The following is a 13,359-nucleotide window of genomic DNA, read 5'->3' on the forward strand; positions in this document are numbered from 1 at the left end:
ATGCTAGATATTCAAAAAATAAGATCTGATTTTCCGATTCTTTCTCAAACTGTAAACGGAAAACCTTTAGTATATTTCGACAACGGAGCTACTTCGCAAAAACCACAAATTGTGATCGATGCCGAAGTAAAATATTATCAGGAAATAAACGCCAACATTCACAGAGGTGTTCACACATTAAGTCAATTAGCTACTGATGCTTACGAAATTTCTCGTGGCAAAGTAAAAGAACATATAAATGCGAAACATGCTCACGAAGTACTTTTTACTTCGGGAACAACGCACGGAATCAATTTAGTAACGAATGGTTTTGCATCTATTTTAAAACCGGGCGACGAAGTAATTGTTTCTTCTTTGGAACACCACAGTAATATTGTGCCTTGGCAAATGTTATGCGAAAAAACAGGAGCCACTTTAAAAGTAATTCCCATGAACGAAGACGGCGAATTGATTCTTGAAGAATTTGATGCGCTGCTTTCAGAAAAAACAAAAGTGGTTACGGTTAATCATATTTCAAATGCACTGGGAATCATTAATCCAATAAAATATATTATTGACAAAGCGCACGCTGTTGGTGCTGCCGTTTTGATTGATGGCGCGCAGGCAGTTCCGCATTTAAAACCAAATGTTCAGGAATTAGATTGCGATTTTTATGCTTTTTCAGGTCATAAAATGTGTGGTCCAACGGGAACTGGAATTTTGTATGGAAAAGAAGAATGGTTAAATAAACTTCCTCCTTATCAAGGCGGTGGTGAGATGATCAAAGAAGTTACTTTTGAGAAAACAACTTACGCAGATCTTCCACATAAATTTGAAGCCGGAACTCCAAATATTGCCGGCGGAATTGTTTTAGGAACTGCAATTGATTATTTAAACAGTGTTGGTTTTGAGAATATTCACGAATATGAAACTGAGCTTTTAGATTACGCTACAAAACGTTTATCTGAAATTGAAGGTTTAAGAATCTACGGAACAGGAAAAAATAAAGCTTCTGTAATCTCGTTTAATATTGATGGTATTCATCCATATGATGTTGGTTCAATTATTGACAAATTAGGAATTGCAGTAAGAACCGGACATCATTGCGCGCAGCCAATTATGAATTTCTTCTGTATTCCGGGAACGATTCGTGCTTCATTCTCATTCTATAATACAAAAGAAGAAATTGACCAAATGATCGACGCCGTTAAAAAGGCACAAATAATGCTAAGCTAACATCTATTTTTATGAGAATACTATCTTTATTGCTTTTAACCCTTTTTATTGCAACCGGCTGCTGCAGTCAAAAAAAGACAAACATGGCTACAACTCAAATTGAATATTCTGCCCTTTCAAGAGGATATTATAAAAAGATTGTAGTTCAAAATCAGACTGTTTATGTTACAAACGGCAGAGATCAACAGCCGATTGAAACTAAAATTGACGATGCGAAATGGAACAAAATTGTTGCTGAATTTTCAAAAGTAGATTTAAACAAACTTTCGGCATTAAAAGCACCAACTGAAAAACGTTTTTATGACGGTGCTGCGATTGGAAATTTAAAAATAACTCAAGATCAAAAAACATACGAAACAGCAGGTTTCGACAATGGTTTTCCTCCAAAGGAAATTGAAAAACTGGTAAATTTACTGGTTGATTTTGCTAAAGAATAATTATGACAATTAAAGAAATACAAAACGAAATAATAGACGAATTTTCGATGTTCGACGACTGGATGCAGCGTTATGAATATATCATCGAACTGGGAAAAAGTCTTCCTTTAATTAAAGAAGAATACAAAACCGATGAGAATTTAATTAAAGGCTGCCAGTCAAAAGTCTGGTTACAAGGTGAACAAAACGACGATAAAATTGTTTTCACAGCAGACAGCGATGCTATTTTAACTAAAGGGATAATCGCAATTTTAATTCGTGCTTTCTCTAATCAAAAAGCAGAAGACATTATAAGTGCTGACACTGAATTTATAGACGAAATTGGTTTAAAAGAACATTTATCAGCAACACGTGCAAACGGATTGGTTTCGATGATAAAAAACATCAAAATGTACGCTTTGGCTTTTGATGCAAAAAACAAAAATTAAATTTTTTCCACCATATAAGTTATATAAGAAAATTTAAGTTTTGTGCTTAAATTATTCGCAATCCATTTGAACCTTATACAACTTATATGGTGAAAAAACCCATAAAGTAAGTTTTATCTTTCTTTTATTTCTTGTTATTGTGAAAAAAACAGATGATAACAAAGAAATATTTGACTGAATTAATTTATCATGTTAATGGAGCGGCGATTGAAGTTCATAAAAATATTGGAGCAGGACTTATAGAAAGTATTTATCATCAGTGCATGATGAAGGAATTATCTATTAGAGGAATTAATTTTAAATCTGAATTAGTAATTCCAGTTGAATATAAAGGTTTGGAATTAGCGTCTGATCTAAGATGTGATTTGTTATTGAGAATTGTTTAGTTCTTGAATTAAAAGCAGTTGATCAAATTATACCAATTCATATTGCAAAACTTATGTCTTATATGAAACTTTTAAAGTCGCCAATAGGATTAATGATAAATTTTAATGTTACAAATATTTACTACGAAGGACAAAAAACATACGTCAACGAATTATACCGCTGGCAAGAAGATTAAATATAAAAATAAAGCATCATATTTTTATTTAAGCAACTCATTTTAAATGAACTTATATAACTTATATGGTGAAAAAACAAAAACAATGGAACAAGAAATAAACACAAACGAATTAGGAGAATCAATCGTAAAAGTTTTAAAAGGAATTTACGACCCTGAGATTCCTGTTGATATTTATGAATTAGGATTAATTTACGACGTAATGGTAAATACAGATTATGAAGTAAAAATCCTGATGACATTAACATCTCCAAACTGCCCGGTTGCAGAAAGTTTACCAAGAGAAGTGGAAGAAAAAGTAAAAACAATCGAATACATCAAAGATGTTGACGTAGAAATCACTTTCGATCCGCCTTGGAGCAAAGATTTAATGAGCGAAGAAGCAAAATTAGAATTAGGAATGCTTTAAAATATTTGTTTCAGGTTCAAAGTTTCAAGTTTCAGGTTACGCAACTTGAGACTTGAAACCTCAAACTTGAAACTAACTTTTCACATGGAAGAAATTATCAATAAAGTTGCCAATAGTGCTTTAGAAGTTTTTGATTTAGAGGATTATTATCCAAAAGGAATGCGTGTGCAGATTGACATTTCGCAATGGCTTTTGGAAGGATTTTTATTGAAAGAAAAAGACTTTAGAGAACATCTAAAAAATCAGGATTGGTCTCAATACCAAGATCAATATGTGGCTGTACATTGCAGTACAGACGCTATAATTCCCGCTTGGGCATTAATTTTGGTTAGTGTGCATTTGGCACCTTTTGCAAAAAAAGTAGTAAACGGAACCATTGAGGATCTGGATTCTAGTTTATATGAAGAAATTTTAAGTAAAATCGATTATTCAGCATACAAAAACAAACCGGTTATTGTAAAAGGCTGCTCAAAAAAACCGGTTCCTATGCGTGCTTATATTTTAGCAGCAACTTATTTACAGCCCTTTGCCCGCAGTATTATGTATGGCGAAGCGTGTTCTGCAGTGCCTTTATACAAAGAATCTAAGAAATAACCTTCATTTTCAGGTAATATTCCCTTAACCTTCAGTTGGATTTTAGTATATTTGTTAATATACACTTAAACTAAACAACCATGAGAAAGCTGGCGTTATTACTTTTTATATTAGCGAACTTTACTTTTGTTCAGGCACAAAATTCAGAAAAAGAACTAATTCAGAATACCGAAAAAGCGGTAAAAAAAATAAACGATACAATTGAGGACGAAGGATGGAAAGCAAAAGGAACCGTATCTCTTTTGTTAAACCAATCCAGCTTCAATAACTGGATTGCAGGTGGTGAGGATAGTTTCTCTGGTACTTTAGGAATAAACTATGACTTCAATTACAAAAAAGACGATGTAACCTGGGATAATAAAATCCTTGCTTCTTACGGGCTTTTACAAACTAAAAACACCGATTTCGGAAAAAAGACTGATGACCGTTTAGAGTTTAATTCAATCGTTGGTAAAAGAGCTTTTGGAGAATGGTATTACTCCTACTTTCTAAACTTTAGAACTCAATTTACAACGGGTTATATTTATGGTCAGGATGTCAACGGAAAAGAGATCCGAACAGAAAATACTAAATTCATGTCTCCGGGTTACCTAACTACAGGTCCCGGTATTTATTGGTCTAAAGATGAAAATCTAAAAATAAACTTTGCGCCGTTAACTTCAAAATTCACTTTTGTAGATGGAGCTTACACTTCTGGTATTGATCAGGGAACCGGGTTACCTTATGTTGATGGAGCTTATTTTGGTGTAGATGCTAATAAAACGATGCGTTACGAGTTAGGTTTTTATGCTTCTGTTTATTACAAATTGGCCATTATGACTAATGTTACAGCAGAAAACACACTGAATCTTTATTCTAATTATCTGGAAGACCCTCAAAACGTAGACATCAATTACTCTTTAAATATCATTATGAAAGTAAACAAGTTCTTGTCGGCAAATTTAGCCTTCCAGGCCATTTATGATGATAATGCTTTTCAAGGCCTTCAAACCAGAGAAGTATTTGGTTTAGGAGTTAATTTTGGATTTTAATAATCCGCAACACAGCGAAAAGATTCTTATAAAATGTAATACAATAAAAAACGGCTTTTGATTTATTTCAAAAGCCGTTTCTATTTTTATTTACTTGTTAAATGATTTTGGTTTTATTCGAACGATTTTATCGTCTTTCATAATTACCAATTCAGTATTTGATTTCTTTTTGAACTCAATTAATTTATCATAAACCAAATCCATCGCATCTAAAATTTTAGTTTGAGTTGCCGATCTTTTATATGTTTTCATTATAAATTCCTTTTAGTTTATCGTACTTAATTTCATTGATTATATCAATCTCACTTTCAAGCATTTTTTCTGCCAATAATTCAGGTTTCCCAAATGAATTATCAAAGATCATAACTTCATCAGCTATGGGCAAATATATATTAAATAAGTTTAATATTCCATTAATGTATCTTCGTTTAATAACAGCTGTTTCTATATTATGTCCACCTTCTGTAACTCTAGTTTTTACTCTTTCAATCGCAAGCTCAACATCCTGTAACCAGAAAAATAAAAGAATCACTTTATAACCTTTTTTTTGTGCTAACGCAACTTTAGATTTATAACTTTTAGTCGCTAGTGTGGTTTCAAAAGCAAATATTGTATTAGTATCTAATAATTCATTTATTCTATGAAGCATTATTCTACCAGCCTCAAAAGCTACTTTTTCAGGTTGAAATGGAGAGAGACCTTTAGCAATTTCATCTGCATTTACAAATTCTTTACAGTTTAAAATTTCAGGAAGTATTGTAAAAGAAGCCGTAGTTTTACCAGCTCCATTGCATCCTGAAATTATGTATAAATTCTTACTCATTTAAACAAAGATATGAAATATCAATTTTTACTAAATCTTATTTTAGAGATATTTAATAAAGTTTTATAACATTCCTGTTTATTCATTATATAAAAAAAACGGCTTTTGATTTATTTCAAAAGCCGTTTCTATTTTTATTCTTCTTCCTTTTCAACTGCGTCCTTATAATCAGGATATAAAAACTTATTATATGGAAATCTTGTTATGTGAATCTGACGAACAGCTTCATAAACAGTTTCTCTAAATTCTTCAAAATTTTCTTTTTGAGTTGCCGAAATAAACAAAGCGTTATCTTCTCCTACATTACTCATCCAAGTCTGTTTCCATTCTTCAAGAGTCCAGTGTTTTCTGGTTCTTTCAGTAATCAAATCATCTTCGTCAATAGTTAGATGTTTATAAGCATCGATTTTATTGAAAACCATAATGGTTGGTTTATCGTTACTCTTAATTTCCTGCAAAGTCTGATTTACAGATTCAATATGATCCTCAAAATCCGGATGCGAAATATCGACAACATGCAAAAGTAAATCGGCTTCGCGAACCTCATCAAGTGTACTTTTGAAAGAATCTACCAATTGTGTTGGCAGTTTTCGAATAAATCCAACCGTATCAGAAAGTAAAAATGGTAAGTTTTTAATCACCACTTTTCGAACCGTTGTATCTAATGTTGCGAATAATTTATTCTCAACAAAAACATCACTTTTCCCAATAGCATTCATCAAAGTCGATTTTCCAACGTTTGTATACCCAACAAGAGCCACACGAACCATTGCGCCGCGATTGCTTCGTTGAATACTCATTTGTTTGTCGATTGTCTTGATTTTATCTTTCAATAACGAAATTCGGTCACGTACAATACGTCTGTCTGTTTCGATCTCTGTTTCACCGGGACCACGCATACCAATTCCCCCTTTTTGACGCTCAAGGTGTGTCCATAAACCAGAAAGTCTTGGCAATAAATATATACACTGCGCCAATTCTACCTGCGTTCTCGCATAAGAAGTTTCAGCTCTCTGCGCAAAAATATCCAGAATCAAATTCGTTCTGTCAAGGATTTTACAATCTATAATTCTTGAAATATTTTTTTGCTGTGATGGTGATAATTCATCATCAAAAATTAAAGTCGATATATTATTCTCTTTTACAAAAAGATTGATTTCATCTATTTTACCCGTTCCCACAAAAGTCTTCGGATTCGGGCGTTCCATTTTTTGCGAAAAGCGTTTAATAACTTCACCGCCAGCAGTAAAAGTTAAAAACTCTAATTCGTCTAAATATTCATTAAGTTTTTCCTCACTTTGATTTTGAGTTATGATACCAACAATGGCTGTTTTCTCAAAATTTATAACTTCTTTCTCTAACATATCTTAAAATAAGCTACAAATTTAATCATTTGTATACTACTACAATTATAGAATTACGTTTTTAAATATTATTTAAAACAATAAACCATCTAAAAATCATGTTTTACAAAGTGTTTCTTTAATAAAACTTGATTTTTAAATGGCTTGAAAAGGATTCAAAAACTATTTATTCGTAGATAAAAGTTTTCTCTGTTTTTACAATTCCATTTTCTTCAATTTGAGAGCATGAAATTGGAAAGTTTAATTTGTTGTATTTGTATTTTCGGCTTACTGCAACCAAAGCTGTAGACGAAGGACTAAAATTCATTTCGTTGTTATATGAAATCGACTCAAAAGGAAATTCGTCTTCATGATATGAAATCATGGGTACAATTACTTTATAATTATCCCCAAAAAGATTTTGAACAATTAACTGATCTACAGATTTTTTATCATCATAAGTATACGTTTTAGAGATTTTATCTCCAACTAATCCTTTATGTTTTGATACATTATCGTTTACATAAACATATTCGATTTTACCAATAATTGCTTTGTTTCTATCACGTGATGTACGTCTAACGATAGTACCATTTTCAATGATATATTCAATATCTTCAACTAAATTTTGGTGATTTGTACTTTTTTTGGTCGTTACTTTTACTCTTGCGCCTTCATAAACAAACGATACAACTTTTGTAATATAATCAGGTCCTTCCTGATATTTTTTTACAAATTTTGTAATGTTGTTATCAGCATCATACGTGTAATTGATAACTTCTTTCCAGTCGCTACCCACTTTATCTTTAACAGACATATCAAGTAAACCCTTTTTGTTATAAAAAAAGTTCTGAATAACGTCTGAAGTTGTAATGGTTTGAAGCTTACCATCTTTAAAAACCATTGTTTTATTTACAATTTCTCCGTCTTTAGAATTTTGGTAATTCGTTTTTACAATGTTGATTTGCTTTAATTTAACATTGTCCTGACTGTGCATCAAGAATGGAAACACCATCATTAAGATGGCAATAAAGTAGGTTTTCATTTTGTTTTTGTATTGATTTGGGATGACCAAAATACAAAATTCTGTCAAATTCTAATAGTTTAGATCTCGAAAATTGTAACCATTAAATTTATAAGCAAAAAACTACTCATTTGACTGAATATTTACAAAATAAAATCTCCTACTTTTCGCCAAATATATTTATCATAAAAAAATTAGGCAAGTATGCCCATTTATTGACATACAAAATGTAAGCATCTGTTTATGTAATATAAAAATATAGTTTTAGAAATTTTAAAAATTTCTTTATACAGTTTAAAAATATCAGAATAGGACAAAAGATACCAACTTAAAAGTCTTATATATTGAAGTTGTTTTGATGTAATAAAATCAGGTATTTTTATCTATTTGCTTGTTGAATGTTTTTGATATATTTGAAAACACAATACTCATTCTGACAAAAAATTAAAAGAGTTGTATAAAAGTATTAACTTAAAAATTCAGAAGATGGAAAAGATTAAATAAGAAAAATTATCACTTTAATTTCAATATCAAACTTAGGTTATTTAGTTTTTGTAACATAAATAAACATATCTTTAATACTTACTTTTTTTAAAAATTGGTTTAAGTTTAATTTTTAGTGATTTTACTATACAAACCTAATTCTCTCATGTATCTCCCTGTCGTTGCACTTGATATTTTATGTCCTCGATTTAGAAGTATTTTTGCAATTCTTTGTGCACCATATCGTTGCTTAAACTCGAAAAAAATTTCTATTATTTTTTTTTTAATAAAAAGCCTTTTCTGTTGCGTTTCCGACAAATTCTGACTTTTCCAAGTATTATATGTACGTGTACTAACATTTAGAACCTTACACATTTTTCTGATCGAATATATTTTTTCGTTATCGTGTATAAATTGAAAAACTACAAATTTACCTTGACAGAGAAGACTGCTTCCTTTTTTTAGAATTTCAAATTTCAAATCAGCTTCTTTAATTCTCTTTTCAAGTTCATATACTTTCTTTTCTGTAGAATTTAATTTTAAATAACCAGTTCCTGGAAAACTTTCAGTTCCATATTTCTCGTAGTCCTGTTGCCATCTAGTAAGTAAAGAAGAATCGATATTAAGCTCTTTTCCAATTTCAGCCTTATTTCCTCTTTCATAACTCAACATTACTGCTCTCACTTTGAAATCACGGTCATATATTTTACTCATTTTTGAAGTTATATTTCACTTTTAACTTTAACAAATTCGGTTGTTTATCGAATTAAAAGTTATTTTTAACCATTTATATTTCTACAAATTGTTTTCACTTTTTAATTTTATACAATAAAACAACATCTCTTAACTTAATTACTGTTATTAAATTCTTCTATTGTTTTTAAGTTCAAAGAAGAATGTATTCTTTGTCTGTTATACCAATTTTCTATAAAATCGAATATTTCTGCTTTCATTTTCTTTTTAGACAGAAGTTTTGTCTTCCTATGTAATAGTTCTCTTTTAAAAGTATAGAAAAAACTTTCTGCCATTGCATTATCATAATGATTTGCTTTACGACTCATACTTCTTATTATACATTGATACGAATCTAATTTATCTGTAAAAGCTTTATTTGCATACTGCGATCCCCTATCAGAGTGAAAGATTAACTGATCTTTAATTTCACGCCTAGCAATAGCCATTTCCCAAGCTGGTAATGTGGTGTTTTTAGTTGATAAGTCGTCGCTCAAAGCCCAGCCAATTATTTTTCTATCATACACATCCATAATAATAGTCAAATAGATAAATCCTACTCTCGTATTTATGTATGTGATATCCGAAACCCAGAGTTTAGAAGGGGCATCTTTATAAAATTTTCTATTTACTACATTAGGAGAAATGTAGAAATCGTGCTTTGAATCTGTAGTTAATTTAAACTTTTGTTTAGGTTTTCTGTATAAATTCATTTCCTTCATGTAAAATGCTACACGACTACCCGATATTTTATATCCTCTTTTTACAAGTTCTCTGGTGATTTTCAAGGATCCATATTGTTTATTAAACAAATAATACAATGAGGTTATTTCGTTTTTTAACTTATGTATCTTTTCTTTTTTTTCTGAAACAATCCCATTTTTCCAGTTACGGTAAACACGTCTGTGTATTCCAAAAACCGAACACATTCTTATTATTGAGTATGACTTTTCATTTTCTTTAATAAATTGATAAATTGACGTATTACCCATTTTTAAAAGATATTTGGTACCTTTCTCAAAGATTTCGAAGTTTTGTTCTGATTTTTTTAATTTCTTTTCAAGTTCGAAAATTTTTTGATCTTCAGATCTCATTCTTATACCACCACATCCAGGAAAACCTCCTATCCCAAATTTTTCATACGTTTGACGCCATTCTGCCAATCTCGGTGGAGATATACCAAGTTCTCTAGCAAATTCAGAAAGATTGCTTTTTTTATAACTTAAATGCACTGCATTCTCTTTAAAAAGATCAGAATATTTTCTTTGTTTCCCCTTCACAACTCAAAAATATATAATTTAACAATCTAAAAATCAATTAAATATTATTTTTTTTTTGTAGAGTATATTTGTTTATCTAAGATTCTTTTACGGAGCTATTATTTTTTAAAATCTTAGTCTAATAATTTTATATGTGATTACTTCTTAAAGTATCAATATCAAAAAATAATAAAAGAAGACAGCTCATTTTCACCATCAAAATTCCAATTTACTTTGAAAATTGTTTTCGGATATTAATCCTATTCAAAAGATAAAATTGGTTTTTGGAAAAGAGAATTGTTCGTAAGACAAACAACCCTTATATTCAAATGTAGAAAAAAATAACGCCAAAAAAGAAATAAATTCTTACAAAAATAATTTATTATGCACCAGAGTTTAAAAAATACTATGCAAATCAGTGTAATCCATTAAATCTTGAGCAATAAAAATTAAGCAGAAGTTCTAATTTTTGAAACCATAAAAGCAATTAAAACACCAAAAATTCCAATAAAAGCAAAAGAGAACTGAAGTCCGAAATTTTGGGCAATGTGACCAATTACCGGCGGTCCCATTAAAAAGCCTAAGAAACTTACGCTCGAAACTATTGTTAAGGCTTCTCCGGGCGGAACGGTTGGGTTTTTTCCGGCCATACTATAAACAGTTGGAACAATAGTCGCAACTCCTAAACCAACTGCCATAAAAGCAATCGTACACGGAATAATATACGGAAGAAAAACAGCCGTAAAAAGTCCGGCAGAAATCATAACACCGCTAATTTGCATGACGCGTTCACGGCCAAATTTATTGATTAATCCGTCACCTAAAAATCTTCCGCCGGCCATCATAATCATAAAAGAGGTATATCCTAAAATTACTAACGGTCCTGGTGCCTTTACTACATCTTTAAAATAAACTCCGCTCCAGTCAAACATTACGCCTTCGCTCGCCATGCTGCAAAAACCAATTACACCAAGCCAGATTAAAGCACTGTCTGGTTTTACAAAGATTTTTCTTTTCTCTGTATTGTGTTTGATTTTTTCTTTGGCACGAATTAAAAATTTAAAATTAAAAGCTACCATTAATAGTACAACGATTCCAACAATCAGGAAATGATGTAATGGGGTTAAATCTAGGGCCAGCATTCCTAAACCAACTAATGCGCCTGTAAATCCGGCGAAACTCCACATTCCGTGAAAAGAAGACATGATTGTTTTTTTGAAAAGTACTTCGGTATAAACGCCTTGTGTATTTACGGCTATATTGGCTAAATTTCCAAATAAGCCAAATAAAAATAAGCCTACAGATAACTGTAAACCCGTTGTGGCCAAGCCTAAATTGGCCAAACATAAAACATACATGATTAAGGAGAAAACCAAAATGCGATGGCTTCCAAACTTGGTTACCATTTTCCCCGAAAAAGGCATGATGATTAATTGTCCCATTGGCAGGGCAAAAAGTATAGAACCCAAATCGCCTTCGGTTAAATGAAGGGCCGTTTTGATATCCGGAATTCTACTTGCCCAGGTTGCAAAACTTAATCCCATTCCGAAATAAAACATTCCAACGGCAAAACGAATTCTGTTTAGATAAGACGCTTTTGCTTCTCTAAAAACTTTCTTTATTTTTCCTTTAGTCTGAAAAAGTTGTAAGGGATTAAAATTTATCAAAATCGATGCGTTTTGGGATTATATTATAAAAGTACAAAAAAGCTGTGTATTTACTTAAAGATACAAATTGTTCGATTATTTACAACGTTATTGTTTATAAATAGCGAGGTTTTGCCCACAGATTTTTACTTTTTTCCCCCGCAGATTTTACAGATTAAACAGGTTTACGCTGATTTATTTTATTTCAGACGTAAAAAAAGACGCACTGCTGTGCGTCTCTACGATCGTTCGTTATATATTTCAGCACAAATTATAAAATCAAACCAGTGTAAACCTGTTTAATTTGTAAAATCTGCGGGTTATAAATTTATTACCGTACGCTGCGCGTTACTTGCAATGGCTGCTTCAATAATCTGCATTACTTTTACACCGTCTTGAGCGGTAACCGGTTCTGCAACATCATTTGTTATAGAATTAAAAACGCCGTCAAAAAACGAGAAATAGTTTCCTTGAAGTGTTGGTACTTTTTCGTGAATTACTTTTCCGTCAATTTCTGTGTGCAGAATTCCTTGTAAATCATCCGATTCTTTTCCCCAGGATTCCAGATTTGGTTTTTTACCAATTTTTAATTCGTCTTCCTGAATATCTCCGCGATGTTTTAAGAAAGAGCCTTTTTTTCCGTGAATGGTATATGCAGGATTTGCTTCTCTAACAAAAAAACCAGCTTTTAAACGGACTCTGAAATCGTCATAAATCAATAATAAATCGAACCAGTCATCGACTAAAGAGTTTTCTCTTGTAATTCTGACATCTCCAAAAACCGATTTTGGCGAACCAAACAAACAAACAGCCTGATCTATAATATGCGGACCTAAATCTTTTAAAACTCCGGCTCCGTCATTGGCCGTTTCTTTATGTGCTTTTGGGCTTAATAACGGATTGTATCTGTCGAAGTGAAATTCGGCTTCTACTAAATCTCCCAAGACGCCGTCATTGATTATTTTTTGAATGGTTTTAAAATCGCTGTCCCATCTTCTGTTTTGAAAAACGGCTAATTTTAATCCTTTTTCGTGAGCAATTTTAGCTAGTTCTTCGGCTTCGGCTACAGTTGTCGTGAAAGCTTTTTCAACCACGGCATGTTTTCCTGCCAGAAGTACTTTTTTAGCATATTCATAATGTGTTCCTACCGGCGTGTTTACAATTACCAGGTCAACATCATCGGCTAATAAATCATCGATTGAAGGGTAACTTTTAACCTCGGGATAATCTTCCTGAATTAGCTTTTTGCTTCTTTCCCAAGATCCTAATAATTCAAAACCCGGATGAATATCTAAAAAAGGTGCGTGAAAAACCTTTCCCGACATTCCGTATGATAATAGTGCTGTTTTTATTTTTTTCATTTTGCGATTTTT

14 protein-coding genes and 1 pseudogene are annotated in these 13,359 nt (G+C 31.6%); 7 read left to right on the forward strand and 8 right to left on the reverse strand.

Annotated features, from left to right (window positions below; genetic code table 11):
- The 7 genes and pseudogenes from ASD98_RS17710 (at position 1) to ASD98_RS17740 (ending at position 4,676) form a co-directional block, all read left to right on the forward strand.
- Positions 1 to 1,215 carry an aminotransferase class V-fold PLP-dependent enzyme gene (locus tag ASD98_RS17710; protein WP_056206930.1) on the forward strand — a complete coding sequence of 405 codons (1,215 nt, stop codon included), beginning with the start codon at positions 1 to 3 and terminating at the stop codon, positions 1,213 to 1,215.
- A gap of 11 nt (positions 1,216 to 1,226) precedes the next feature.
- Positions 1,227 to 1,652, forward strand: a complete 426-nt coding sequence (locus ASD98_RS17715) for a hypothetical protein (RefSeq protein WP_056206932.1) — start codon at positions 1,227 to 1,229, stop codon at positions 1,650 to 1,652.
- Between the two features lie 2 nt (positions 1,653 to 1,654).
- On the forward strand, positions 1,655 to 2,080 hold the full coding sequence (locus ASD98_RS17720; RefSeq protein WP_056206933.1) for a SufE family protein: 426 nt from the start codon (positions 1,655 to 1,657) through the stop codon (positions 2,078 to 2,080).
- 152 nt (positions 2,081 to 2,232) lie between these two features.
- A pseudogene (locus ASD98_RS17725) lies at positions 2,233 to 2,528 on the forward strand (GxxExxY protein); the annotation flags it as partial.
- A 199-nt stretch (positions 2,529 to 2,727) separates the two neighbouring features.
- A complete protein-coding gene (locus tag ASD98_RS17730; protein WP_056207423.1) occupies positions 2,728 to 3,051 on the forward strand; it encodes a DUF59 domain-containing protein in 324 nt (107 codons plus the stop codon).
- 84 nt (positions 3,052 to 3,135) lie between these two features.
- Entirely contained in the window at positions 3,136 to 3,645 is a 510-nt protein-coding gene (locus ASD98_RS17735; protein WP_056206936.1) for a DUF2480 family protein, read from the forward strand.
- Between the two features lie 80 nt (positions 3,646 to 3,725).
- Complete coding sequence (locus ASD98_RS17740; RefSeq protein ID WP_056206937.1) at positions 3,726 to 4,676, forward strand: DUF3078 domain-containing protein; 951 nt, start codon at positions 3,726 to 3,728, stop codon at positions 4,674 to 4,676.
- 90 nt (positions 4,677 to 4,766) lie between these two features.
- Here the strand turns inward: ASD98_RS17740 and ASD98_RS24150 are convergent, their stop codons facing one another.
- The 8 genes from ASD98_RS24150 to ASD98_RS17775 form a co-directional block, all read right to left on the reverse strand.
- Complete coding sequence (locus tag ASD98_RS24150) at positions 4,767 to 4,928, reverse strand: hypothetical protein (RefSeq protein WP_165590695.1); 162 nt, start codon at positions 4,926 to 4,928, stop codon at positions 4,767 to 4,769.
- Entirely contained in the window at positions 4,915 to 5,499 is a 585-nt protein-coding gene (locus ASD98_RS17745) for a zeta toxin family protein (RefSeq protein ID WP_056206940.1), read from the reverse strand. The genes ASD98_RS24150 and ASD98_RS17745 overlap by 14 nt, the downstream gene beginning before the upstream one ends.
- Before the next feature lie 134 nt (positions 5,500 to 5,633).
- Positions 5,634 to 6,863: a GTPase HflX gene (gene hflX / locus ASD98_RS17750; protein WP_056206941.1), complete on the reverse strand. Its 1,230-nt coding sequence runs from the start codon at positions 6,861 to 6,863 to the stop codon at positions 5,634 to 5,636.
- Between the two features lie 166 nt (positions 6,864 to 7,029).
- A complete protein-coding gene (locus ASD98_RS17755; RefSeq protein WP_056206943.1) occupies positions 7,030 to 7,887 on the reverse strand; it encodes a hypothetical protein in 858 nt (285 codons plus the stop codon).
- 588 nt (positions 7,888 to 8,475) lie between these two features.
- Complete coding sequence (locus ASD98_RS17760; protein ID WP_056206945.1) at positions 8,476 to 9,063, reverse strand: IS3 family transposase; 588 nt, start codon at positions 9,061 to 9,063, stop codon at positions 8,476 to 8,478.
- 134 nt (positions 9,064 to 9,197) lie between these two features.
- On the reverse strand, positions 9,198 to 10,361 hold the full coding sequence (locus ASD98_RS17765; RefSeq protein ID WP_056206947.1) for an IS3 family transposase: 1,164 nt from the start codon (positions 10,359 to 10,361) through the stop codon (positions 9,198 to 9,200).
- Positions 10,362 to 10,789: 428 nt separating this feature from the next.
- On the reverse strand, positions 10,790 to 12,007 hold the full coding sequence (locus ASD98_RS17770) for an MFS transporter (RefSeq protein ID WP_082577884.1): 1,218 nt from the start codon (positions 12,005 to 12,007) through the stop codon (positions 10,790 to 10,792).
- Between the two features lie 299 nt (positions 12,008 to 12,306).
- Positions 12,307 to 13,347 (reverse strand): Gfo/Idh/MocA family oxidoreductase, encoded by a 1,041-nt coding sequence (locus ASD98_RS17775; protein ID WP_056206950.1) that lies wholly within the window; start codon positions 13,345 to 13,347, stop codon positions 12,307 to 12,309.
- Between the last annotated feature and the right edge of the window lie 12 nt (positions 13,348 to 13,359).

This window comes from Flavobacterium sp. Root186 (genome assembly GCF_001428525.1).
GTDB lineage: Bacteria > Bacteroidota > Bacteroidia > Flavobacteriales > Flavobacteriaceae > Flavobacterium.